General features: G+C 50.8%; 22 protein-coding genes and 2 tRNA genes. 11 read left to right on the top strand and 13 right to left on the bottom strand.

All coding sequences use genetic code 11. The features are described from left to right. Nucleotides 1-20: 20 nt before the first annotated feature. The 3 genes from thrS to AWQ21_RS03265 all read left to right on the top strand — a co-directional run bounded on the left by thrS (nucleotide 21) and on the right by AWQ21_RS03265 (nucleotide 4,292). The gene (thrS, locus tag AWQ21_RS03275; RefSeq protein WP_065713309.1) at nucleotides 21-1,835 is read left to right on the top strand and encodes a threonine--tRNA ligase; all 1,815 of its coding nucleotides are present in this window, start codon (nucleotides 21-23) and stop codon (nucleotides 1,833-1,835) included. 61 nt (nucleotides 1,836-1,896) lie between these two features. Then, nucleotides 1,897-2,346: a DUF29 domain-containing protein gene (locus AWQ21_RS03270; protein ID WP_198159685.1), complete on the top strand. Its 450-nt coding sequence runs from the start codon at nucleotides 1,897-1,899 to the stop codon at nucleotides 2,344-2,346. 26 nt (nucleotides 2,347-2,372) lie between these two features. Beyond that, nucleotides 2,373-4,292 carry an ABC-F family ATP-binding cassette domain-containing protein gene (locus AWQ21_RS03265; RefSeq protein ID WP_065713307.1) on the top strand — a complete coding sequence of 640 codons (1,920 nt, stop codon included), beginning with the start codon at nucleotides 2,373-2,375 and terminating at the stop codon, nucleotides 4,290-4,292. A 77-nt stretch (nucleotides 4,293-4,369) separates the two neighbouring features. On the opposite strand, the gene AWQ21_RS03260 is transcribed toward AWQ21_RS03265, so the two are convergent. Continuing rightward, nucleotides 4,370-4,456, bottom strand: a tRNA-Ser gene (locus AWQ21_RS03260). Nucleotides 4,457-4,527: 71 nt separating this feature from the next. Between AWQ21_RS03260 and AWQ21_RS03255 the strand changes: the two genes are divergently transcribed. The 7 genes from AWQ21_RS03255 (at nucleotide 4,528) to AWQ21_RS03225 (ending at nucleotide 11,864) form a co-directional block, all read left to right on the top strand. Continuing rightward, a complete protein-coding gene (locus tag AWQ21_RS03255) occupies nucleotides 4,528-4,896 on the top strand; it encodes a 2Fe-2S iron-sulfur cluster binding domain-containing protein (protein WP_012306254.1) in 369 nt (122 codons plus the stop codon). Nucleotides 4,897-4,988: 92 nt separating this feature from the next. After that, nucleotides 4,989-5,840 carry an inositol monophosphatase family protein gene (locus AWQ21_RS03250; protein ID WP_065713306.1) on the top strand — a complete coding sequence of 284 codons (852 nt, stop codon included), beginning with the start codon at nucleotides 4,989-4,991 and terminating at the stop codon, nucleotides 5,838-5,840. Between the two features lie 62 nt (nucleotides 5,841-5,902). After that, nucleotides 5,903-6,835: a J domain-containing protein gene (locus AWQ21_RS03245; protein ID WP_065713305.1), complete on the top strand. Its 933-nt coding sequence runs from the start codon at nucleotides 5,903-5,905 to the stop codon at nucleotides 6,833-6,835. Nucleotides 6,836-6,868: 33 nt separating this feature from the next. Beyond that, nucleotides 6,869-8,083, top strand: coding sequence for an ATP phosphoribosyltransferase regulatory subunit (locus AWQ21_RS03240; RefSeq protein ID WP_065713304.1), 1,215 nt, complete (start codon nucleotides 6,869-6,871; stop codon nucleotides 8,081-8,083). Nucleotides 8,084-8,126: 43 nt separating this feature from the next. Further along, a complete protein-coding gene (gene hisG, locus AWQ21_RS03235) occupies nucleotides 8,127-8,759 on the top strand; it encodes an ATP phosphoribosyltransferase (RefSeq protein WP_065713303.1) in 633 nt (210 codons plus the stop codon). Between the two features lie 136 nt (nucleotides 8,760-8,895). Continuing rightward, nucleotides 8,896-10,215 carry a 30S ribosomal protein S12 methylthiotransferase RimO gene (gene rimO / locus AWQ21_RS03230; protein ID WP_065713302.1) on the top strand — a complete coding sequence of 440 codons (1,320 nt, stop codon included), beginning with the start codon at nucleotides 8,896-8,898 and terminating at the stop codon, nucleotides 10,213-10,215. 179 nt (nucleotides 10,216-10,394) lie between these two features. After that, nucleotides 10,395-11,864 carry a DEAD/DEAH box helicase gene (locus AWQ21_RS03225; RefSeq protein ID WP_065713301.1) on the top strand — a complete coding sequence of 490 codons (1,470 nt, stop codon included), beginning with the start codon at nucleotides 10,395-10,397 and terminating at the stop codon, nucleotides 11,862-11,864. A gap of 146 nt (nucleotides 11,865-12,010) precedes the next feature. On the opposite strand, the gene AWQ21_RS03220 is transcribed toward AWQ21_RS03225, so the two are convergent. The 10 genes from AWQ21_RS03220 to AWQ21_RS03175 form a co-directional block, all read right to left on the bottom strand. Further along, nucleotides 12,011-12,397 (bottom strand): RidA family protein, encoded by a 387-nt coding sequence (locus AWQ21_RS03220; protein ID WP_065713300.1) that lies wholly within the window; start codon nucleotides 12,395-12,397, stop codon nucleotides 12,011-12,013. 39 nt (nucleotides 12,398-12,436) lie between these two features. Beyond that, nucleotides 12,437-12,871, bottom strand: a complete 435-nt coding sequence (locus tag AWQ21_RS03215; RefSeq protein WP_065713299.1) for an NUDIX hydrolase — start codon at nucleotides 12,869-12,871, stop codon at nucleotides 12,437-12,439. Nucleotides 12,872-12,942: 71 nt separating this feature from the next. Next, on the bottom strand, nucleotides 12,943-14,589 hold the full coding sequence (locus AWQ21_RS03210) for a DUF3685 domain-containing protein (RefSeq protein WP_065713298.1): 1,647 nt from the start codon (nucleotides 14,587-14,589) through the stop codon (nucleotides 12,943-12,945). A 161-nt stretch (nucleotides 14,590-14,750) separates the two neighbouring features. Next, a complete protein-coding gene (locus AWQ21_RS03205; protein WP_012306244.1) occupies nucleotides 14,751-14,978 on the bottom strand; it encodes a DNA-directed RNA polymerase subunit omega in 228 nt (75 codons plus the stop codon). 72 nt (nucleotides 14,979-15,050) lie between these two features. After that, nucleotides 15,051-18,059 carry a DEAD/DEAH box helicase gene (locus tag AWQ21_RS03200; RefSeq protein ID WP_065713297.1) on the bottom strand — a complete coding sequence of 1,003 codons (3,009 nt, stop codon included), beginning with the start codon at nucleotides 18,057-18,059 and terminating at the stop codon, nucleotides 15,051-15,053. Between the two features lie 26 nt (nucleotides 18,060-18,085). Beyond that, a tRNA-Arg gene (locus tag AWQ21_RS03195) sits at nucleotides 18,086-18,158 on the bottom strand. 81 nt (nucleotides 18,159-18,239) lie between these two features. Next, nucleotides 18,240-19,463 (bottom strand): ABC transporter permease, encoded by a 1,224-nt coding sequence (locus AWQ21_RS03190; RefSeq protein ID WP_065713296.1) that lies wholly within the window; start codon nucleotides 19,461-19,463, stop codon nucleotides 18,240-18,242. An 81-nt stretch (nucleotides 19,464-19,544) separates the two neighbouring features. After that, on the bottom strand, nucleotides 19,545-20,993 hold the full coding sequence (locus AWQ21_RS03185; protein WP_065713295.1) for a bifunctional orotidine-5'-phosphate decarboxylase/orotate phosphoribosyltransferase: 1,449 nt from the start codon (nucleotides 20,991-20,993) through the stop codon (nucleotides 19,545-19,547). After that, on the bottom strand, nucleotides 20,984-21,271 hold the full coding sequence (locus tag AWQ21_RS03180; protein WP_065713294.1) for a DUF3288 family protein: 288 nt from the start codon (nucleotides 21,269-21,271) through the stop codon (nucleotides 20,984-20,986). Before AWQ21_RS03180 ends, AWQ21_RS03185 begins: the two co-directional genes overlap by 10 nt. A gap of 77 nt (nucleotides 21,272-21,348) precedes the next feature. Continuing rightward, nucleotides 21,349-22,047, bottom strand: a complete 699-nt coding sequence (locus AWQ21_RS03175; protein WP_065713293.1) for a response regulator transcription factor — start codon at nucleotides 22,045-22,047, stop codon at nucleotides 21,349-21,351. A gap of 94 nt (nucleotides 22,048-22,141) precedes the next feature. Between AWQ21_RS03175 and AWQ21_RS03170 the strand changes: the two genes are divergently transcribed. Continuing rightward, complete coding sequence (locus tag AWQ21_RS03170; RefSeq protein ID WP_065713292.1) at nucleotides 22,142-22,543, top strand: gamma-glutamylcyclotransferase; 402 nt, start codon at nucleotides 22,142-22,144, stop codon at nucleotides 22,541-22,543. Between the two features lie 9 nt (nucleotides 22,544-22,552). Here the strand turns inward: AWQ21_RS03170 and AWQ21_RS03165 are convergent, their stop codons facing one another. Together AWQ21_RS03165 and AWQ21_RS03160 are read right to left on the bottom strand one after the other, a co-directional pair. Next, nucleotides 22,553-23,695, bottom strand: coding sequence for a 5-(carboxyamino)imidazole ribonucleotide synthase (locus AWQ21_RS03165; protein ID WP_065713291.1), 1,143 nt, complete (start codon nucleotides 23,693-23,695; stop codon nucleotides 22,553-22,555). Nucleotides 23,696-23,785: 90 nt separating this feature from the next. Then, nucleotides 23,786-24,961 carry an iron-containing alcohol dehydrogenase family protein gene (locus tag AWQ21_RS03160; protein WP_065713290.1) on the bottom strand — a complete coding sequence of 392 codons (1,176 nt, stop codon included), beginning with the start codon at nucleotides 24,959-24,961 and terminating at the stop codon, nucleotides 23,786-23,788. Nucleotides 24,962-25,003: the final 42 nt, after the last annotated feature.

The following is a 25,003-nucleotide window of genomic DNA, read 5'->3' as shown; positions in this document are numbered from 1 at the left end:
TTAAGGAGCATATTTCAACCATGGATCAGGTGAATGGTGAACAACTCGAACCGATGAAACTTCCCAAAACCAGTGAATCAGACACCCTCAAGCGGATTCGTCACACCACCTCCCACGTCATGGCGATGGCAGTGCAAAAGCTATTTCCCGACGCCCAGGTCACTATTGGTCCTTGGACAGAGAATGGGTTTTACTACGATTTCGACAAGCCAGAACCCTTCACCGAAGCGGATCTCAAGGCGATCAAAAAAGAGATGGTGAAAATCGTCAAGAAAAAATTACCCATCATCCGCGAAGAAATTTCCCGCGCCGAAGCCGAAAAACGGATTAAAGAAATCAACGAACCCTACAAACTCGAAATCCTCGAAGGGATTCACGACCCGATCACCCTCTACTACCTCGGCGATCAGTGGTGGGATCTGTGCGCTGGCCCCCACGTCGAAAATACCGGTGACATCAACCCCAAGGCGATCGCCCTCGAATCCGTTGCCGGAGCCTACTGGCGCGGCGATGAAACCAAACAACAGCTCCAACGCATTTATGGCACCGCTTGGGAAACCCCCGAACAACTCAAAGAATACCAACGCCGCAAAGAAGAAGCCCTCAAACGCGACCACCGCAAACTCGGTAAAGAACTGGGCTTGTTTCTGTTTTCCGATCAAGTCGGGCCTGGCTTACCCCTCTGGACTCCCAAAGGTACATTAATCCGTTCCACCCTCGAAAATTTCCTCAAGGCAGAACAAACCAAACGCGGTTACCAAGGTGTCGTGACTCCTCACATTGCCCGTGTGGATTTATTTAAAGTATCCGGTCACTGGCAAAACTACCGCGAGGATATGTTCCCGATGATGGCGGATGGCGACGCAGAACGGGCAGCAGAACAGGGTTTTGTGATGAAGCCGATGAACTGCCCCTTCCACATTCAGATTTATAAAGATCAACTGCGTTCCTATCGAGAATTGCCGATCCGTTTGGCAGAATTTGGCACGGTTTACCGTTATGAGCAATCCGGTGAATTGGGCGGATTAACGCGGGTGCGGGGCTTTACCGTGGACGATTCTCACCTGTTTGTCACCCCCGACCAACTCGAAGAAGAATTCTTTAACGTGGTGGATTTGATCCTGACCGTGTTCAAGAGTTTGCAACTGAAGAATTTCAAAGCCCGCCTCAGTTTCCGTGACCCCAACTCCGATAAATATATTGGTTCCGATGAGGTCTGGGAAAAGGCGCAAAACGCAATCCGTAAAGCCGTCACCAAGCTCGACATGGACTACTTTGAAGCGGAAGGGGAAGCGGCGTTCTACGGGCCGAAACTGGACTTTATTTTCCAAGATGTCCTCGAACGGGAATGGCAACTGGGCACGGTGCAGGTGGACTACAATCTCCCCGAACGGTTTGAACTGGAATATGTCGCTGAGGATGGTTCCCGCCAACGGCCGATCATGATCCACCGCGCGCCCTTCGGTTCCTTGGAGCGATTGATCGGCATTCTGATCGAAGAATATGCGGGTGATTTCCCCCTCTGGCTCGCTCCTGAACAGGTGCGTATTCTCCCCGTCAGTGATGAGTTTTACGACTACGCCAAAGCCCAAGCCGACAAACTACAAGCTGTGGGAATTCGGGCCGTGGCTGATGCCTCTGGGGAACGTCTCGGTAAATTAATCCGCAACGCCGAAAAACAAAAAATCCCCGTGATGGCGATCGCCGGCGCGAAGGAAGTGGAAGCCAACAGCTTGAGCATCCGTACCCGTGCTTCTGGGGAACTGGGGGCAATTTCGATGGATGAAGTGATTTCCCGTCTCGTCGAAGCCAACACCAACCACACCAATTTTTAAATAGAATCTGTAGGGGTTTACTGTGGTAAGCCCCTTTTAACACCATTACGAGGGCGAGATTATGACCCATGCAAAATCAAAAACCCTCTATGATCAAGACTTTTATCAATGGATTGAACAAACCATCTCTGATTTAAAATTAGGCAACCTACAAGCCCTTGATCGAGAGAATTTAATTGAGGAGATAGAGGCTTTGGGGAAGCGAGAAAAACGCGAGATAGAAAGCCGTTTAACCACTTTATTTGAACATGCCCTCAAACGAAAATATGTCCCTTTAGAAGAATGCTATCGAGGTTGGGAAGTCACCATTCGACGTACCCAAAAAGAAATCCTGAAAATCCTCCGAGATTCCCCTAGTTTAAAAAATCACCTCCAAAATATTTTTCTTAACTGCTATCAGGAAGCCCTTGAAAATATGCAGTTTGAGTATGACGCAAGCTTTCCATCTCAGTATCCTTTTCCAATGGAATTCGAGAAGCTTCTCACGGACTCATTAGCTCAGAATAATTAAATCTTTAAATAATCACTACACTTTTTATGAGTATTATCACCCTGCAATCCATCAAGAAAGATTTTGGCATTAAGGAAATCCTGCGGGACGCCAGTTTTAGTATTGATGATGGGAAAAAGGTTGGTTTAATTGGGGTCAATGGGGGTGGCAAATCAACCCTTTTAAAAATGATTGCAGGGATTGAACCCATTGATGGCGGGCAACGGTTGGTTCGTTCTGGGGCAAGAATTATCTATCTACCGCAACAACCAGAAATCGATCCAGGAAATACTGTTTTAGATCAAATCTTTGCCAATTGTAGCGAACAGATGAAATGGGTTAAAGCCTACGAAGATTTATCCCATAAAATGGCAAAGGCTTCTGGTGATGAATTGACTAGCCTCATGGGCAAATTATCCAGTATTACCGAGAAAATGGATGCCCTCAATGCTTGGGAAGTGGAAACCAATGCCAAGATTATTTTAAGTAAATTAGGCATTGATGATTTTGAAACAAAAGTCGGTGATTTATCCGGTGGCTACCGCAAACGCATTGCCCTTGCTTCTGCCCTTCTCTCGGAACCCGATCTACTTTTAATGGATGAGCCGACGAACCATTTAGATGCCGATTCAGTGGAATGGTTGGAGGGCTATTTAACTCAATTTTCGGGGGCATTACTGTTAATTACCCACGATCGTTATTTCCTCGATAAAGTCACCAACCGAATTATTGAAATTGATCGGGGTGATCTGTATACCTATGCCGGAAATTATTCCTATTACCTAGAGAAAAAAGCACTGGCAGAAGAGGCAGCAGCTAGCAGCCAACAAAAACATAAAGGGGTTTTGCGGCGGGAATTAGAATGGCTCAAGCGGGGGCCAAAGGCGAGAAGTACTAAACAAAAAGCGCGCATTGATCGGATCGCCGATATGCAAAATACAACCTTCAAAGAAGCCCAAGATAAAGTTGAAATTGATACACCGGGGCGGCGCATTGGCAAAAAAGTTGTTGTCGTCGAAAATCTCTGTAAAAGCTTTGGCGATCGCCTAATTATTAAAGACTTTAGTTATGAATTTAATCCTGGCGATCGCCTGGGGATTATCGGTGGCAATGGGGCGGGTAAAACGACCTTTTTAAACCTGATTACTCAACAGTTAGAACCTGATCACGGCACCGTCGAAATTGGCAGCACGATCCACATTGGCTACTTTGATCAACATTCCGATGATCTATTGGGTGAAGACAAACAAAATCAACGGGTTATTGATTACATAAAAGATGTGGCGACCTACGTGCAAACCGCCGACGGCACCCAGATTACTGCTTCCCAAATGCTGGAGCGATTTTTGTTTCCTCCAGACCAACAATATGCCCCGATCCACAAACTTTCAGGGGGCGAAAAACGGCGTTTATTTTTACTAAAAGTGTTGATGGGGGCACCAAATTTGCTCATCCTTGATGAACCAACAAATGATTTAGATGTGCAAACCCTTTCTATCTTGGAAGATTATCTCGAAGATTTTAATGGTTGCGTGATTATTGTTGCCCACGACCGTTATTTCCTCGACCGCACCGTGAATATGATTTTCGCCCTCGAAGGCAATGGACTCCTGAAACAATACCCCGGTAATTATTCCCTTTATTTAGACTACAAACAGGCCGAAGCCGCCCAAAATCCACCAGAGACTCCTCCCCAAAAGGAGGCGATCGCCAAACCACAAACCCCTAGCAAACCTAAAGCTGCCCCATCCCGTCGCCTGTCAAACTACCAACGGCGGGAACTAGAACGCCTCGAAAATGAAATCATTCCTGAGCTAGAAATTCAGCGGGAAACATTGCAAACGGAACTCAGTAACCAAGTCGATTACGAACAATTACAAGCCCTTTCTTTAAAATTAGAAGCCCTCAACCAAGACATCGAAGCGAAAACAGAACGGTGGTTAGAACTGGCAGAAATGGAACACTAACTATTGCCTTCAAAGCCACAAAAAAGCCCTAGACAATACATCTAAGGCTTTCAAAAATAGATTCTAAATTAGTAGAACGGAGAGAGAGGGATTCGAACCCTCGTTAGAGTTACCCCTAAACAGCATTTCCAGTGCTGCGCCTTCAACCGCTCGGCCATCTCTCCAGATGGGGCACGGTTAATGATTATACAATAACTAAAGGAAAAGGCAAATTTTTATTTTTTCTGCTGTAACCATGGCTAAAACTCACAAAATCACGATTAATTACCGTCAAATTAACGAAACCCAGACTTTTACCGTCCCTGAGGACGAATTTATTTTGCGGAGCATCGAAAAACAAGGGTTCCAGATTCCCTTCTCCTGCCGCAATGGCGCCTGCACCACCTGTGCTGTGCGGGTCTTGTCGGGAGATCTCGAACAAAAATATGCCATGGGGCTTTCACCGGATCTGCAACGCCAGGGTTACGCGCTCATGTGTGTGAGTCATGCCAAAAGTGATTTGGTGGTAGAAACCCAGGATGAGGACGAGGTTTATGAACTCCAGTTTGGGCGCAACTTCGGTAAAGGTAAGATTCGTTTTGGTCTGCCCCTCGATGAAGACTAACGGCATTTAGCTCCCCACTACCAATTCTGATCCTGGGGCGATCGCCGCTTTTTTTGTTCAACTCTGTTCATCTCTTTTCTTTAAATATCTCTATGGCTCTTCCCTCCCTATCTGAACGCCAAACCTACCTCGACATTGCCACAGAGGCCGCCCTCACTGCCGGCGCAATCCTCAGGAAATACTACGGCAATCTCCAACAGATTCGGGAAAAAGCAACCCCTGGCGATCTGATCACAGAAGCAGATACCACCTCCGAAGCGGCCATCATCGCACTGCTCCAAAGACACCTACCGGATTTTCCCATCCACGCCGAAGAAACTGGCCAGTTAGCCACAAATCAACCTAGCCCTTATCTCTGGATGATTGATCCCCTCGATGGCACGGTGAACTATGCCCATGGCTATCCGATGTTTTCGGTCTCCATTGCCCTGCTATATGCCGGCGAGCCTTTAGTGGGTGTCGTCTACAATCCCTATCGCGATGAACTCTTTCGCGCCGCCCAAGGATTAGGGGCCACCTTAAATCGCCAACCAATCCAAGTTTCAAAAACAGATCAGCTGCAAAACAGTCTCCTGACCACTGGTTTTGCCTACGATCGCCGCCAAACCAAAGACAATAATTATCGTGAATTTTGTTACCTCACCCACCAAACCCAGGGGGTCAGACGGGGTGGATCGGCGGCCCTTGATCTCGCCGATGTGGCCTGTGGTCGTTTAGATGGTTACTGGGAGCGGGGAATTCAACCCTGGGACATGGCGGCGGGAATCTGTATCTTGCGGGAAGCAGGCGGCATCGTCACCAGCTACGATCAAACCCCCCTCGACATGGGCAGTGGCCGACTCTTGGCGACGAATGGAAAAATTCACACCCCATTAAGTGCCGCGCTCCAGGAGGCCCAAGGATGGTTTCAGAGCTATTACGCTGCGGATTCATATAAACCATAATTAAACGGTTGTACCTTTTGTAGAATTAGTCATAATTAGGTCAATGGGACCCCCACAAACATATGTCGCTTGCCATTAACCAAGGATTATTTGCTCGGAAAATTGTCGATCATTTTGCGGTACTCGGCTTGCCCATTGATGCGAACCCAAAAGTCGTGCGCAAAGCCTATTTACAAATTGCCCAACGGCTTCATCCAGATACCTGCCCCCTAGCCCAGGCCATGGATAAACGCTTGGCCAGTGAATTTTTATCAAAGCTCGTCAATCCGGCCTACGAGAAATTGTCTAAACCAGCTTCCTGGTCGGAATACCAAGTGATCCTTGTGCAGTTGAGCCAACAACTGAGTAATGAAACAGATAATCTGGCTCTCACCACAGCCGAAGCCCAGGAACTCCTCAATACCCCCGGTAATATTGCGGCGCTCTATCGTGAGAAGGTGGCTGCTTTAGCCCAGGGAAATTACCAATCGATGACCGCAGTTCCCCAGGCGATCGCCACCTTAAGTGAACTGAACCTCGTCTATCTCCAATACCTCGGCAAGGTTAAAAAAGTCGAGACCAAAGAGACCATGCCCCAATATCCAGGGGAAACCATGGCCACCCCAGGTGCTACCGCCAGTCCGCCGCCGCCGAAAAATACCAGTACATCTTCCCTAGACGCAGCCCTCTGGCGGGGTGAAGAACACCTAAAAAAGAAAAATTACGCCAAGGCCGTGTTGGAATTTCGGGACGCCCTCCAACTCGATCCCAACTGCATCAAGGCTCACGCCCTCATGGGACTGTCCTATCTCAGCCAAAACCAACTGGCAATGGCCAAGGTTCATATCAAAAAAGCCTATCTCTCAAAACCAACCGATCCCCTGGTGCGCCAAGCCAAGCAAGCCCTAGAAAAAGTAATGGGCAGTGCTCTAGAGACCCAACCAGGGGCCAAGAAAAGGAGCTCCGATAAGCAAGGGGGTTTATTTGGCGGTTTGTTTGGCGGGAAAAAGAAGTAGAATAGGCGACGGCAAAGCTCAACAACGGATTTCATGATTCATCAACCCCCCGCAGGTGCCAGGGATTTATTACCCCTCGAAGTTGCTCAAAAGGCTTGGATTAATGACAATCTCCAACGGGTTTTTCAACAGTGGGGCTATCAGCGAATCGTCACCTCTACTTTGGAATGGTTGGAGACGCTCACGGCTGGCGGGGCGGTGGATCGCACAAAGGTCATTCAACTACAAACGGCAGAAAGTCAAGCTTTGGGTTTGCGCCCAGAGTTAACGGCCTCGATCGCCAGGGCGGCTGTCACCAGAATGGCCGAAAATACTTTTCCCCAACGGCTTTGTTATCGGGCCAATGTGTTTCGCCATCCCCCCCGGGGCAGCCACGGTAAACAAATGGAGTTTTACCAAGCGGGAGTAGAGTTACTCTTTGCGGCGGGGATCGTCGCCGATGCAGAAATTTTATTGCTCCTGGCGGATTCCCTAGATGCTCTGGGCCTAGAAGATTGGCAGTTAATTTTAGGGGAGGCGGCCCTGGGGCGATCGCTTTTAGAGCCGTTCCCAGAGACTGTACGGGAAACAGTCCGTCATTGTGTGGCCAATTTAGACCGGGTGGGTTTACAAACGCTGCCCCTGGACGCGGAACTGAAGGCCTATGCCCTGGATATTTTTGATCTGCGGGGCGAGCCAGAAACCGTATTGGCGCGGGTGAGTCAGTTTGACCTAGGGCCAGAGGCGCAGGAAATCGTTGCTAATCTTAAGGCCCTCTTTGCGTTATTAACTGGGAGTACCCGCAGACAATTGCCAATAATCTTGGATTTGACCTTAATTCAGACCTTTGATTACTACACAGGCATTGTGTTTGAAGTGGTTAATTTTGCCAATCATCAGTCTTATATCTTGGGTCAAGGTGGCCGCTATGATCAGCTGCTGGGTCTGTACCATCCCCAACGGGAAAATCATCCAGGCATTGGCTTTTGCTTAAATATTGAAGAATTACACACCTGCCTGTTGGCGAGCCCCCAATTGCCAAAACAACTCGCTGGCAGTGCCTGGCTAGTGATTGCGACGGAACCCAAGGCCCAACAACAGGTATTTCACTATGCCCAAACCCTGCGCCAAGGGGATGAAATGGTGCGCGTCGAGGTAGAACTGGGAGGGCGATCGCCGGCCGAAATTTATGCCTATGCCCGCAGTAGCCACATCACCCACCTCGCCTGGATTGACCCCAGTGGCGAACCCAAACTCGAAACCCTCTAAATCCCATTTCTTAAAAGATTTTTGAACCACTGCTAACGAAAAAATGCTTACCATTGCCATTCCCAAAGGTGGACTCCTCCCAGAGGCGATCGCCCTCCTCCAACAAATCGGGTTAGACTTTAGCGCCTTCCTCGATAAAAAAAATCGCCAACTGCAAATTACCGATCCCAGTGGCACCGCCCGGGCCATGCTGGTGCGCACCCACGATGTTCCCGTCTATGTCGAATATGGCCAGGCCCAACTGGGCTTTGCGGGTTACGATGTCCTCCGGGAGAAAAAACCTGATGTCGCAAATCTGTTAGACTTAGGATTCGGTGGTTGTCGCCTATCCGTTGCCGTCCCCAAGGCCAGCCCCTACAAAAATCCCCGGCAACTTCCCCCCAACTGCCGTGTGGCCTCTAAATTTGTCAACTGCGCCAAAGACTATTTCCGCGATCTCGATCTCCCCATCGAAGTCATCCCCCTCCATGGCTCCGTCGAACTTGGCCCGATCACTGGAATGTCCGAGGCGATCGTTGACCTCGTCTCCACCGGGAATACCCTCAGGGAAAATAACCTCGAAGAAGTTGAAGTCCTCTTCCATAGCACCGTCCGACTCATTGCCCACCCCACCAGCTACCGTGCCAATCGTCACAACATGCTCGATTGGGTACAAAAACTGGAGCAACTCCTCTAAATTTTTGGGCAAATGGTAACAACGTTTGCTGACAAATCCCCAAAAAATATTTCAGCATCGCGACAAGATCCGTTAAAATGCATTAAGAAATCGTTCCTAGATCTTGACCTGAACTCCGTTCTTTACTAGAAACTGCATGACCACAAAACCGACAATCGCCATTTCCCATCTTGGTTGCGAAAAAAACCGCATCGATTCCGAACATATGATTGGGCTATTGGTAAATGCTGGTTATGAAGTCGATGCAAACGAGGAACTGGCCGATTACGTCATCGTCAACACCTGTAGCTTTATCGAGGATGCCCGTGCCGAATCTGTGCGCACCCTAGTCGAACTCGCTGAAGCTAATAAAAAAATTGTCATTTCCGGTTGTATGGCGCAGCACTTCCAGGAGCAACTCTTAGAAGAACTCCCTGAAGCCGTCGCCCTTGTAGGCACTGGAGATTACCACAAGATTGTTGACGTGATCCAACGCACTGAGCAGGGCGAGATCGTCAAAGAAGTTTCCCAAGAAATCACTTACATCGCCGACGAAACTGTGCCCCGGTACCGCACCACCAACGAAGCGGTCGCTTATCTCCGGGTGGCTGAAGGTTGTGATTACCGCTGTGCCTTTTGCATCATCCCCCACCTTAGAGGGGATCAGCGATCGCGCCCCATTGAATCCATCGTTGCTGAAGCTAAACAACTGGCAGAACAGGGTGTCCAGGAAATTATTCTAATTTCTCAGATCACCACCAACTACGGCAAAGATATCTACGGCAAACCCAAACTGGCTGAACTTCTCAGAGCCTTGGGGGACGTCGATGTACCTTGGATCCGTATCCATTACGCTTATCCGACGGGGTTAACCCCTGAGGTAATCGCGGCGATGCGTGATACCCCCAACGTTATTCCCTATCTGGATCTCCCGCTACAACATTCTCATCCAGATATTCTTCGGGCGATGAATCGTCCTTGGCAAGGTCGCGTCAATGATCGCATCATTGAAGACCTGAAAGAGGCGTTACCCGATGCAATTTTGCGCACCACCTTTATCGTGGGTTTCCCCGGCGAGACGGAAGAACACTTCCAGCACCTCGTGGATTTTGTGAAACGTCACGAGTTTGATCATGTGGGTGTGTTTACTTTCTCCGCTGAGGAAGGAACCCCTGCCATTGATTTACCGAACCAACTACCGCAATCTGTCAAAGATAGCCGTCGGGATGCTCTGATGGAAATTCAACAGCCGATTGCTGCCCGCCGCAATGAACTTTGTGTCGGACAAACGGTGGATGTGCTGATCGAACAGGAAAACCCAGCGACTGGTGAATTAATCGGGCGATCGCCCCGGTTTGCCCCAGACGTTGACGGACTCGTATATGTCACCGGAGAAGCCTCCCTCGGCAGTATTGTCCCTGTTCAAATTACCGCTGCGGATATTTATGACCTCTACGGCACTATCGTGGAAGCATAACTAGACCGTTCAGCCACACCCCCGGCATTGTCCAGACTGCTAAGAAGCATCCAATCGGTTTTATTCCAAAGAACCCAGTTTGGGAAAAGGGTTGGGGGAGGGATTGTACTCAAAAAAAGTCATTCCCAATTTTTGTCAAACCTTAGCAAAAACCCATCCATAAACCTTACAACTTTTTTATGACCACTTCTTTTCAAACCATCGGCTTATCCGACGCTCGCGTTGACCTGTTAGAAAATATCGGCTTCGAAAAGCCCACCGAGATTCAAAGTAAAGCGATCCCCGCAATCCTTGAAGGACGGGACGTAGTCGGGCTTTCCCAAACAGGTACGGGTAAAACCGCCGCCTACTCTCTGCCTTTCCTCGAAAAAATCGACCTAGAACAAAAGACTGTCCAGGGCTTGATCCTCACGCCCACCCGTGAACTGGCAGTGCAGGTGACCCAGTCCCTCAAGGAATTCGCCGTAGACCGTCGTCTCTGGGTGCTCACCGTCTGTGGTGGCCAATCCATGGAACGGCAAATTCGCAGCTTGCAAAGAGGCGTCCACATTGTTGTGGGGACTCCGGGCCGAGTGATCGATCTCCTCGAACGGGGTAAGTTGTCCTTTGAGGAACTCCGTTGGGCAGTGCTCGACGAAGCCGATGAAATGCTCAGCATGGGTTTCATTGATGATGTGAAAAAGATTTTGCGTCAGTCCCCGAAAACTCGCCAAACGGTTTGTTTCTCGGCGACCATGCCCCCCGCAATCCGGGATCTCGTGGAAAATTTCCTCAATGATCCGATCAACATCACGATCAAACAGCCCCAGGTAACCCCCGACCGCATTGCCCAAGAGGTCTATATGATTCCGCGTGGTTGGTCAAAAACCAAGGCGCTACTGCCAATCTTGGAAATGGCAGACCCGGAATCGGCGATCATCTTTGTGCGCACCAAACGCACGGCTTCGGAGTTGACCAACGAGTTGGTTGAAGCAGGCCAAAGTGCCGATGAATACCACGGTGACCTCAACCAAAACCAACGGGAAAAACTGGTACGTCGCTTTAAGGAAGGCAAGATCAAGATGATTGTCGCCACGGATATTGCGGCCCGGGGTCTTGACGTGGAAAACCTCAGCCACGTCATCAACTTTGATTTGCCGGATAATACGGAAAGTTACATCCACCGGATCGGTCGGACAGGCCGGGCTGGGAAAACGGGTACCGCGATCGCCCTTGTTGAACCCAGCGATCGCCGTCTGTTGCGTCAAATTGAACGGCGCGTCAAACAGTCCCTCAAGGTTTCAACGATTCCCAGTCGGACTGAAGTGGAAGCCCAACGGGTAACCCGCCTGGAAACCCAGGTACGGGAAGCTTTAGCTGGCGAACGCATGGCTTCTTTCTTACCGATTGTGAAGCGTTTGGGTGATGAGTATGATCCCCAGGCGATCGCCGCGGCGGTACTGCAGATGATGTACGACACCAATTCCCCTGAATGGCTCAATGAAGATTGGGAAGTGCCAGAAGTCAGCACGACGACTGGTTTACCCAAGCCCACGAAAAAAGGTGGCCGCAGCAGCGGACGTCGCTCTTCTAACTACAAAGGGGGTGGCGGTGGCTACAAAGGCGATCGCTCCCGGGGACGCCGTTCCTACAGTTCCAACCGCTCCTAGAAATCCCAACACCTAGGGCTAGATAACAAACTAAACCTAGGAGAATGTGACAAGTATAAAAATAAAAAAGAGCCTCCATTTCCGATGAGAAGTGGAGGTTTTTCTTTGGGTAGGACTTGATCAAGAATGCAGCTTTAGTTGTGTGTTTAAAGCACGGCAATACATTCAATCTCGACAAGGACATCCTTCGGCAGACGGGCCACTTCGACACAGGCGCGGGCAGGGGCTGTAGCTTCATCAAAATAGGTGGCATACACAGCATTAACCGCTGCAAAATCATTCATATCCTTTAGGAAAACGCCCGTTTTAACCACATTTTCCCAAGTGGCACCAGCTTCTTTTAACACCGCCGCTAAATTTGCCATGACCTGTTTGGTTTGGGCTTGCACATCCCCATCAATAATTTGGCCCGTGGCGGGATCAAGCGCAATTTGGCCAGAACAAAATAACATCTTTCCGGAAGCGGCGATCGCCTGGTTATAGGGGCCAACGGGGGCGGGGGCATTATTAGTTTGAATAACTTTTTTTTCCATCACTAAACTCTCAAAACCGTTTAAAAATTGCAGATCACATTAAGCACCCAAACGGGGACGCATCCCGTGGTGGCGGTAAGACCAATAATCCTGCAAAATGCGCCCATGATCAAAACATAAATTTTGCGGGACGTCCCACGGCTGAAAAATGCCGACTGTTTTGGCATCATCTGCCGCTTTGGGGTCTCCCGTTGCCGTGGCGATAAAGACCACACTAATGGTGTGTTGGCGCGGATCACGGGCGGGATCAGAGTACACACAAAATTGCTCAACCAATTGCACCTCCAGGGAAATTTCCTCTAGGGCTTCCCGTTTTGCGGCCCCCTCCACCGTTTCACCATAATCCACAAAACCCCCTGGAATCGCCCAGCCAAAGGGTTCATATTTGCGTTCAACTAAAATAATTGGCCGATGGGGACGATCGCAGAGTTCAACAATGATATCGACGGTGGGAGCAGGATTACGGTAAGCCATGGCAGAGAAAGGCAATTGCAACCAGGATCATAGCAGTTTCTCTGAAGCTAATTAGCAGACTTATTGTCTTCTTAGGAATTTTTCCGGGCCATGTTTGCTAGCTCAATTTGGCGCGCCCGGAGATGTTGCCAACTGCTGCCAGCTCCTTCGACGATGCCCCTAGCGATTAACCCAAGGGCTCGGCCAATCACATTGGTTAGCACGTAAACTAAAATTTCACCGAGCCAGGCTACGAGGGCACGAATTCGAGGGGCAAGGGCATCCCTCAATTCCAGGAGAATTGTCACCAGCCAGGGAATTCCCTCAAGGTTTGCGAGTTCTGCGGAGCGGGGCTGGTAAACGGCGGTTTGGACAATGCCGCTTGGACTAACGCTCAAAAATTGATGTTGACTTTCAAAAATGGCCTTCGGTTCTAACCAATATTTGCGCAGGCGGTAGGCCCACGATAGATCATTGCGAAAACGAGCAATGTTGCGGGAAGAACGTAGCTTTGGTTGGTAAATTTCTGCTTTGAGTAACTCCGGCTCTGGCAAGGTATTTAAAATAAATTGTAGAATATCGTTACCAATAGCAATCAACAAATTTTCTAAAATGAGTTGGCTGCGCAGTAGGGTTTCCCTGGCCTCAAGGCGATAGGTGACATTATCGATGGTGAGGGGTTGGTCTTGCAGTAAATAGGCAAATAAGTCGTCGCTTTGGGGTAGTCTCTGGTTTAAGTCTGGGGCATTGGCGATCGCCACCCGATTGAGCAACTCTAAAAAGCCTTCAGCCTGATTGTCAGCGGTGAGATGGTAACGGCCAATAAATTCCTGGGCGCTAAATTTCCAGAGGTTGCGAATGCTGCGTTGATGTTGGGCCTGGAAAGCTTCGGGGTCTAAAGTTTTCCACTGGGGATCATTAAAAATAAAATTGAGTTGTTGCAGAATGATGTAGAGCAGTTCCCGCCGTTTTTCTGGGGTAACAATCTCTAGTTCTAAACTACCGCCAGTGGCATTTTTCAGGGAGCCATTGAGCTTCCCAAAGGTCTTTTCGAGGAGGGTTTGCCAGCGGGTATTGGTCGTCGTAATGTCTACGGGCGGAGCGATGGTAAGGGCACCAGCAGGAGAGGTCTGGGGCTGGGCAGGAGGAATTGTATTCAGGAAAATAGCACTTTGGGGCAGGCAATGGCGCAGGAGCCAGGCGACTGTTTTGAGTTCTCGTTGTTGTCCCGCGAAAACCGCGCGGTATATGGGCGAGAGGTTCTCTTGGGCGAGGTAAGTTTCGACGCGATCTAGGGCCGTGTAAATCTGGTCAAGACCCCGGCGACGCATCCCAGCGAACAGATTTTGGTTAATACCCTGGGGACGTTGAGACCAAACTTTACCGCCAGCGGCGATGGTACTCAGCTCTGGGACGAGATCGGTAATCGCCAATCCTTTGGGAAAATAACCCGCCAGTCCATCCCGTTTCGCCTGTAAAATCCGTTCTGGATCCAGTTGTGCCGTGCAGAGAGCTAGGGGCGTTGTCGGATAAAGAAGTTGCAGTTCGCGATATCGACGCCAATAACGATCCCCCTGCCAGGCTGGATCACAGAGAATTAGATCCAAATCCTTGCGGGGGGATGCTGCCAAAATGGTGCTGAAATTTTCTGCGGCGATCGCCCAATCCGTTTCCTGGGCCAAAGCGGTACAAAAGCCTAGACGAAAAATGGGGTCATCATCTACCAACAGCAGTTTCATGGGAAGCTTACGAATGTCTTACACTGAGTTGCCAACGATCCCAGTGTACTGGTTGACGCCTGTAATACATCGCTCCCCACAAACTTCTTGCGGATTTTCTGGTTAAAGGTCGCTCGTTAACCCCTTAGGAACGGCAAACCTAACCAAGAATATGGTTTGAACTATTCGCCAATAATTTCAGGCTGGGTCAGTTCATCGGACATCTCGATAATGGCGCGGATCGGCGGCTTCATTAACGGATCTTCAACGGCATCAAATTCTTCATAACGGCGGCGCTTAGCCCGCTGAGCCACCTGCACGGTAATGCGGTAACGATTGGATGCGGCCTGCATTAGATCTTCAGCCCGGTGCATAATTTCTGCAGAATCGAAGGAGCTACGTTTTTGCATACGAGGTGGTAGTAAATTTGTGGGTTGGGTGTTCAGGCTTTCCATTATAACGGTGCGGGGGGATTCCCCTGGTTATTCCTCCATGAGGCGATCGCGCTCTAGGAGCAGTAAATCTCGCAGTTGATTTGTATCTAGTTCCGTCAGCCAATTTTCACCGGTATCGACAGTTTGTTCCGCCAGTTCTTTTTTGCTGGCGATCATCGCGCTAATTTTTTCTTCGAGGGTGCCGGTGCTAACGAATTTATGCACCTGGACATTTTGCTTCTGGCCGATGCGGAAGGCGCGGTCGGTGGCCTGGTCTTCTACGGCCGGATTCCACCAGCGATCGACGTGGAACACATGGTTAGCGCGGGTTAAATTCAACCCGGTGCCCCCTGCTTTGAGGGACAGAATGAAAATGGGCGGGCCATTGGGATCGTTTTGGAAGCGATCGCACATTTGTTGGCGGGCTTCCCGTCGGGTTGCGCCATAGAGAAAGAGGACATCCCGGCCGAGGCGTTCCTGGAGGTAGGGTTGGAGCAGCTTGCCCCATTCAGAAAATTGGGTGAAGATCAAGGCGCGATCGCCTTCGGAGATCAATTCTTCGAGCATTTCTTCGAGGCGGAGCAGTTTGCCGGAACGGGGGGCAAAGTTTTTGCCAAGTTTGGGCTTGCTCTGGAGCAGTACAGGGTGATTACAAAGCTGTTTGAGCCGTAGCAGCAGGGTAAGGATTAGGCCGCGCCGTTTAATGCCGTCGGTGTTTTCGATTTCCGCGAGGGATTCATCCACCAGTTTTTGATAAAGATTGGCTTGGTCTTTCGAGAGACTGCAAAAGACTTCCATTTCTTGTTTTTCGGGCAGGTCTTGGATAATCGTCTTGTCGGTCTTGAGGCGGCGCAGGATAAAGGGTTGGGTGAGCTTACGGAGACTCTGGAGGGTTTGGCGATCGCCATATTTTTCGATGGGAATCGCAAAGCGCCGTTGGAAAAATTGTTGGGTGCCGAGGAAATTGGGGTTGAGAAAATCAAGGATTGACCAGAGTTCCCTGAGGCGATTTTCCACGGGGGTTCCCGTGAGGGCAATGCGAAAGCCACTATCGAGGGCGCGCACCGCTTGGGCCTGTTTCGCCTGGGGATTCTTGATATTTTGAGCTTCATCAAGGATCATGCCCTGCCAAGATACTGTGGCCAAGTCTTTTTGGTCCCGGAAAACCAAGGAATAGCTGGTGAGAATCACATCATATTGCTGGGCTGTACTGGCAAAGGTTTTTCCTTTGGCGCGGCGATCGCCATGGTGAATCAACGTTTTTAAGCTGGGGGCAAATTTGCTAATTTCGCGTTCCCAATTACTCACCACGGAGGTCGGACAAACCAACAGCACCGGCTGGGTCAGTTTTTTGTTTTCCTGGAGGGTCAATAAAAAGGCGATCGCCTGGATTGTTTTCCCCAGACCCATATCATCGGCGAGGCAAGCCCCTAAGCCCCATTTTTGTAAAAAGCTCAGCCAACTCATCCCCTTGTGCTGGTAGGGCCGGAGCGTCCCCTGGAGCGAGTCCGGTGGCTCAATTAGCTTGAGGGATTCATTATTCGTCAGATGATCGAGGAGTTCCCGCAAGGCTCCGGAAGCCTCAAAGCCAACCACGGGCAACTTCGCAAACACCTGGCCCGGTTCTGCCCCCAAGCGCAGGGCATCTTCGACCCGCAGGGGCTGTTCAGCCATTTTTGTTTGGTAAATTTCCTGGGCGGCGCGCACATCGGTGGGTTGGAGAGCTAGCCATTGCCCCTTCACTTCTACCAGAGGCGATCGCCGTGCCAGCAGATCCTGAAATTCCCGTTCTGTGAGAGTCGTTTCGCCAACGGCCACCTCCAGTTTGTACTGCAACAGACTCTGGAGATTTAAACGACTTTCATCTTTCACCCGGGCAGAAATTTTAATGCCAAGGCGCACCTCATTGCTCCCGGCTTCCAAACCCTCCGGCAGGATTACCCCTAGGCCTTTATCTCGCAATTGCCAGGCCACCGAACGGATAAACTCATAGGCTTGGATCGCATCCAGAGGACAACCACAGGGCTGCGGCCCCCCTAAACTTTCGCCAATGGGGCCGTATAAACGCGAAGCAAGGCCCAGACCCTTTAATAAAATTTCCTGGGGTTGACTGGGATCTTGCCAAACCTGATCCGCCGTGACAATACTTTCCGCATTTCCCAAGGCCTGCAAACCATATTGCAATTGCCAACGGTCTTGGTCTGCGGTGGGGGGCAACAGTTGAAAACAGGCGCGAAATAGGGGCTGATTTAGGGCAAAATCCGGCGGTTCCACCAGATATTCCCGCACGGGAAAGGTCCAATTTTCATAGGCATGGCCCAGTTGGCGGGGCAAATCCTCAAAGGTCGCTTTGGCTTTGGAGAGGCGATCGCACCAGGGGAACACAACGGAGGTTTTCGGAAAATTTTGCAGGGGCTTCCCATGGGGGCGTACCTGGGCATCGACCATCGCCGTGAGAAAACTCAGTAACACTTGGGCGGGTGTTTGGCCGACCGTACAAATCCCTGGCATTTGTTGCAAAAACTGAGCAAACCGCTGCTGTTCTGTGACGCTATCCAATAGGGGCACCCAAGTCGCCAGGGCCTCTCCCGTCGGGAGGGGGGTGACATGGGGGAGAAATTTGCGCCGCACGACTAGATCAAGGCTCCAGCGGCACACCTGCCACCAAAACCGGAGATCCCCCGCAAGGGCATCATCGGTGAGGGGCAAGGACTGAATAATATTCGCTGCCTGGCGGGGGTTTAGGGCGAGGCCCCAAATTTGCCAGTCGGCCCAATCCAGTTGATCCGGAATCTGGGTTTGATTGGAAAGGAGCGGGATCGAGGGTTTTGTCTTGGTGCCTTTGGTGCTGGGCAGAAAAAACGTTGTTTCTAGCCACTGGGCGTTTTCGGGCATCGTCACCCCATAGTCCTGGAGTTGGGTTTCGAGGCTTTGGCGATCGCCCCCAAAGGGATAATCTGGCGGGGTTACTCCGGACTCACTGCGCCAGGCCTCACTCCACAGAAAAAAGTAGGATTGCTGTGCCTGAAAAATCCAAGTGCCGTGTACCAGTGCCATAGACGATATGTATTTGTCGAGAAAAACGGACGCAGCAGGATTCGAACCTGCGACCGACCGCTTAGAAGGCGGTTGCTCTATCCACTGAGCTATGCGTCCAAGGGTTTTGGGCTAATAAAGTATAGCAGATTGAAGTTTGGCTGTAGACCCCGATCCATCCCTGTAATTAGGGGCAAAATTCTACTCGCTGCGGAGGGCAACAATTGGGTCTAAACGGGCCGCCTGTCGTGCCGGAAACACCCCAAAAAATAAGCCAATTCCCCCAGAAACACCTACCGCCATCACAATCGCTGTCACAGAAACCGGGGCCGCCAGGGGAGTCAAGACATTGGCGAGAAATATACCTCCTAGGCCTAGGCTCGTACCAAAGATCCCACCGATTCCCGCCAGGATCACCGATTCAATTAGGAATTGATATAAAACGTCGTTTTCTGTGGCACCAAGGGCTTTACGGAGACCAATTTCTTTCGTGCGCTCGGTGACAGACACCAACATAATATTCATGATGCCGATGCCCCCCACCAGAAGAGAAATACCGGCGATCGCCGCCAACATTGTGGTTAAAGCCCCGGTAATTGTATTCGCCACATCCAATAGATCCTGTTGACTTTGGACACTAAAATCATCCTCATCGACGATCTTGTGGCGCAGCCGCAGCAGGTTTTTGATCTGAAAGGTCATCGCCCTGACCCGGTCTTCGCTTTCACTGGAAACGGAAATAAAGGTTAATTCGGTGCCATAGGGAGACGTACGGCCCACCACCTGGTTGGACATCGTGGTTAGGGGCATATAAACGGCGTTGTCCTGGTTGGTACCAAAGGAAGCTCCTTTTTCTTCTAAAACGCCAATCACATCAAAGGTGAGATTTTTAACCCGGAGTTTTTGACCCACCGGCTCGATGTTCGGGAAAAGCTCCGTGGCAATCTCAGACCCAATCACAGCAACGCGCTTATTGCGCTCCACATCACTATCGGTCACAAACCGGCCTTGGGCCAGGGTAAATTCGCGCACCTCAATGAATTCGGGGGTAATCCCCAAGAGCAAGGAATCTTTATTAATCCCGCGAAATGTGACTAAACCGCGACTATTAATCTGGGGAGCCACCGCCGCTACGTTTGGCACCTGTTCGGCGATCGCCTTGGCATCTTCCCAAACCAACGTCTTCGGTAAATCGATGGTGGTGCGCTGGGCGGCCCGCGATCCGGGAATGATAAACAAAACATTGGAACCCAGGGATTCAAACTGTTCTGTGGCAAGTTTTTGGGCACCTTGACCTAAACCGACCATGGCAATCACGGACGCATTACCGATGATGATGCCGAGCATCGTTAACCCACTGCGCATTTTGTTGGTGCGGAGGGTGGCGATCGCCATTTGTAAATGCTCAAACAGATGTAATCCCATGGGGTCGTCGTCGGTGAAGGTTTTTCTCTTCTACTGTACGCAAAAGACCCAAGCACTGGCAGCATTTTGTCTGGAAAAAGCTCAATGGCTCACGAGGCAATCATATTGATTCTGGTCAATGCGGCCCGCCTGAAAAAGGGTTTCTGTGATTTCAGAAATGGTTAAAATGGCGTGAGCTTGGTACCCCTGGGCCTGGAGCCGGTCCTTAACGCCTGCTTCGTGGTCAATGAGGACAACCATATCTTTAACTGCTAGTCCCGCTGACTCCAGTTTTTTGGCCCCCTCAACGATACTTTTGCCCGTAATCAGCACATCATCGACGACCAGAATCGTTTCCCCTGGCTCGAAATGGCCTTCGATCACCCGCCGGGTGCCATGGGCCTTGACTTCCTTACGGGGAAAAATCATCGGGTAGTTTAATTTCAGAGCCAGCCCCGTTGCCGTGGGGAGTGAACCGTAGGGAATCCCAGCGATGCGGTCAAATTTTAGGGTTTTGGCGATCGCCCCATAGGCATTGAGCACCTGGTTAAAGACCTGGGGGTTAGAAATAATTTTGCGTAGATCGATGTAATAGGAAAACGTCGCCCCGGAGGCCTGAACATATTCCCCAAAGAGCAAACAGCCCAGGTCAAACAACTGCACAATCAACTCCGCCTGGGGGTGGGCTGTGGGGAAATTCGTCGGCGTTTGGAGCAAATCACAACGGGCATTGCTGGGGGTATAACGCCGGCGGATGTCTTCAATTTTTTGCCGTAGCTGGGCGACGGGTTGCCGACAATCTGTTTGACTGAGGTCATCGTTAGGAATGGGAATTAAGAGGCCAGACCCATTGGAATTTAAACCCTGGTGAATGATTTCTTCGAGGTTTTCGCTCCGTTGCCAGATACTACGGGCGAGGATCCAGCGTTCTGGGGCAATGGCACGCACTTGGCGAAAAACCTCCGGGCGATCGCCTCCAATTTCTAAGAAAAGTTGTTCGGGGGTGCCCCACTGTTTGATTTCTTGGATCAGGTGCAGATAAAAAGGCCGTTCCAGATCGGGGTAATTTTGGAGGGGAAAGGCACCGGGGTTAGAGGTGCGACATTGCAAGAAAACACCTTTGTCGGGATATAGCAGAAAGGGCGCAACATGGTCTTGGCCGGGGTAGGCGCTGAGGGTGACTGCATCCACTTGCCACGTCTCAAATATGGCCTGGGCGAAAATGCTGCTGGTGTTGAGATCCGCGTGTTTCGCATCGAGAATTACGGCAATGTGGGAGGGGATATGTTCCAATACCGTTTCTAGGAGTTGCAACCCCGGCACCCCCAAGGCTTGATAAAAACCGAGGGTCGGCTTGTAGGCACAGACGAGATCCTGGGTCTGGTCAATGATCCCCAGGAGCCACGTTTTGAGGTTTTGAATTAAATCGCCGGTGCGTAAAGAATCCGGCAGCATTTCCGGGTTTGGATCGAGACCGGCCACGAGGAGGGTCTTTTGGGCGGCGATCGCCCCGGTGAGTTTTTCGGTGAAGGTTGCGGGTGTTAACTCCAATCCTGTTGCTCCTCGCCATGGCGTAGATGTTTATAGGCTCGCCCAGCCGCATGGATTTCCCTGGTTTTAGCGAATAAAACGTCCTCCGTCAGGCCCCACTGTTGAAACAGCAATTTCAAATCCTGCTGAATTTCCCTCGCCCCCGGAAAGCCCTCATAGCGCAGATGGAGCCGTGCCAATTCCACCAGGGCCTGTTCTGTGGGTTCTCCTTTGAGGAGGCTATCCACAATCAGGCGATCGCGGTTGGCTTGGGGATGGACTTGATCTTGTTGGGGCATCGTCGCTTGTTGGACTAAAACTACAAAAAAAGGGCTAAATCATGGCGTAAGACTGAGGGATTACCTACCCTCGTTAACTATTGCGTTAAACCATGCTTGAGGGCGTAGCGTACCAATTCTGTCCGACTATTGGTTCCCGTTTTGCTAAATAGGCGACTAACGTACTTTTCGACGTTGCGGACGCTGGTTTCGAGCTCCTTGGCAATTTCTTTATTCATTAGTCCCTGGGCTACGAGGTCGAGAACGCTTTGTTCCCTGGGGGTCAGGTCAATTTTCAAGGGCGGTGGGGTAGTGACCAGTTGATTTTGCTGGCCCAGAAATTGTTTAATCTCCCGGAGATCCTGGGCAATGCCTTCGAGGTTACTGCCGCCGCCTTCTTGCTGTTCGGCGATCGCCGCTTCCCGGGTCAGAAGATTTTTCACAATCGCTTCGAGTTCTTCGGGTTCAAAGGGTTTTGGTAAATAGGCATCACAGCCTGCTTGGTAGCCTTGAATGCGATCGCCAGTCATGCCACGGGCCGTCAGGAAAATCACCGGGAGAGTTTTAAAGCGAGGATCGTCGCGCAGTTGGCCCAAAAACTGATAACCATCCACCTGGGGCATCATAATGTCAGAAATCACCAAGTCCGGTGTAAACGTTTGCAGAACGTCCCAGGCTTTGGTGGCATTCTCGGCGGTGGTGACGGTGAGGGCTTCATCATCTTCTAAATAGGCCTGGACAGCCTCCCGGACACCCGGTTCATCATCGACGAGCAAAATATTGTAGCGTTTAGCCATTGCCCATTTTCCCCTTACGAAAGCACATGATTTTGCCCCTGATTATAGCTTTTCACGGTTTCACCCCCTGTTGTTCTTGGTCGGAAATCTCCCCATGCTAAAGGTTTTTGTCTATGGCACTCTTCAGCCGGGAGAAGTTAATTTTCCCCGTTACTGTGCCCCCCATCATCCCCATATTGAAAAAGCCTTAATCCCAGGGAAGCTTTACCAGTTGCCTGTGGGTTATCCGGCCCTCACCCCAGAGCCAGGCTGGGTAGAAGGTTACTTGCTACGGTTCACGGATCCCGGTGTGTTAGTGAACCTAGATGTCCTCGAAGATTATCAACCGGAGCGATCGCCTTCCCTCAATGAATATCAGCGACTCCAAGCTCCTGTTTACACAGAGACAAAAACGATTCTAACGGAGGCTTGGGTGTATGTGATGACCCCAGAAAAGGTTACTCAGCTGGGAGGGACGCCTTTTTCTGGCTCCCACTGGACCGGTCGCCAGCGCTAACCAAAAGTTTTAGGTGGGGCTAGCATTGCCATACCAAATGGTTTCAATTTGCTTGGCGATCGCCATCAGGGTTTCTCGGTCATTGGTTTCACTTAAAACCGTGACATGACCTAGTTTTCGTCCCGGACTGGCACTTGTTTTGTTATACCAATGGATATGACTCTGGGGAAATTGGGTCAACATCTGCCGTTTGTGGGCATAATCCCCCGTGCTGTGCTCAAACCCCAGTAAATTTACCATCACCGCCCCAGCACTAAGCATCTTCGGATTCCCCAGGGGCAAATCGGCGATCGCCTGGAGTTGCATCGCAAACTGCGACGTCTGACAAGCATCCAAACTAAAATGCCCCGAATTATGGGTGCGGGGGGCAATCTCATTCACTAATACTTGTCCCTCGGGGGTAAGAAACAACTCAATCCCCATGATGCCCACCAGATTTAACCCCTCAGCTAAGGTGTGGGCAATCTTTTCAACTTGATCCACCACCGCCTGAGGAACTGCCGCAGGGGCAAGAACCCAACGACACACTTGATCAATTTGCTGGGTTTCCACCGTCGGAAAGGTGCGAATTTCTCCTCGACGGTTGCGGGTCACCATCACCGCCAATTCCTGCTCAAAGGGCACAAACGCTTCTAAAAGTAGAGGCGTATCGGCTAAATCCGTTGGTAAAGCCTGTAAAGCAGCCGCATCTTTAACGATAAATGTACCTTTACCGTCATAACCATGACGACGGGCCTTCACGACCAACGGAAATTCCCAACCAGGGGGCAGCGGTTCACCCAGTTGCCAAGGGACGAAGGTCGGCACCGGAATATCAAACCGTTGACAGCAGCGCCGTTGATCATATTTGTCCAGGAGGGCGGCGAGAAAGGGCAGAGAAGGGAAAAATTTTGCTCCTCGTTTAACGAGGGTATCGAGGGCTTCGAGATCAACAAATTCATTTTCGAAGGTGACCACATGGCAGTTTTCCACCAGCTTGGCCGTAGATGCTAGATCGTCGATCGCCCCGATGATCACTTGATCGGCATTGGAAACCGCTGGATCGCTGGCGTTGGGTGTTTGTACCCACAGTTCCATGCCAAGGCTCCGGGCTTCTGCCCCCATCATCCAGGCGAGTTGTCCGCCGCCAATGACGCCCACTTTGTGTTTCATGCTTTTGTTTTGCCGTTTTTATATGGATTGCCCGTGCCCCATTAAACCCTAGGGATGCCGCCAGATGTCAATTGTCTAGACCTGGAAATCCTAAGCCTGTGCTTTGGTTGCTTCGGCGGCAGGATGGACTTCAAGGGAAGCGTTTTCTCTGGTCGCTTCTGTGGAAACCATCGCCGCCATTAACTGGTCTGGGCTAACAGTGAAGGGCAAACGGTGGATGTCTGACTGGGGCTGACAGGTAATCTCTGCCACCTGGCGTAATTCGGCCAAGGTCATCGTATTCAGACCGAGATCAGCGAGGCTCTTCGGTAAGCCAATGTCTCGGTAAAACTGTAGGAGCTGTTGGCGGGCTGTTTCAGCCAACTGACTTTTTTGGCAAATTTCTTCGAGACGGAGCTGCACCAAAATTCCGTAGGCAACTTTCTCACCGTGCAAGATGCCATGGGCGGCAGGCAGATGGGTTAACCCGTTGTGAACTGCATGGGCAGCCACGGTACGACAATTGGCTCCCCCTAAGCCACCGATCACGCCGGCGAGAAGAACCGTCGCATCAACCACTTCTTGCCAGGCGGAACTGTGGACATCGGCGATCGCCTGGGGGGATTTTTGGAAGAGGAGGTCCCGGAGAATGCGTGCTTCTTGGACAGCGGCAATGGTAAGGGTCTGGGGGGAATGACCGCTGCTGACGGAAGCTTCGTACCATTTGGCGATCGCATCCCCAATCCCCGCAATCAGAGTTCGTTGCGGCGCAGTACGTACCAAGTCATAGTCCAGAATCAAAAGATTCGGGCATTGATCCAAGCCCACATCATATTGAAAGGCCCCCTGGTTAGAATAAATATTCGACAAAGCCGTCCAAGCAGCACAGGTAGCCGCCGAAGTGGGCACAGTCACAATGGGGCAACGTTGCTGATGGGCGAGCAGTTTGGCCGTATCTAGGGCCTTGCCGCCGCCGATGCCGATGACAAAATCCGCCTTGTGGGCTTTGAACTTTTTATTGAGTTCTTTGAGGGACGCTTCGGAACAGTCGGGGCTATAACTACCGGTCGCGAGATCGAGTTTTTCTTGTTCGGCTAGGGTCTGGAGCGGGATTGCCAGTTTTTCGAGGCTCTGCTGCCCCCCCACCACAAAGGGACGTTTCCCCCAACGGGCGATCGCCGCGCCAGCTTGGGCCAGGGCATTATTTCCCTTGAGCACTTGGGCCGGCGCAATCAACACTTGCATTGGAACAGTTTGGGTTTGGGGAGCAGCAGTAGGCTTTTTCATGGGTATTGGGTATCGAAAAAATGGCGACGAAACAGATGCAGT

Origin of the sequence: Picosynechococcus sp. PCC 7003 (assembly GCF_001693255.1) — a bacterium.
Taxonomy (GTDB): Bacteria; Cyanobacteriota; Cyanobacteriia; order Cyanobacteriales; family MRBY01; genus MRBY01.
Note: the sequence above shows the minus strand (reverse complement) of the source record. Positions and strands in the feature narration are given on the sequence as shown.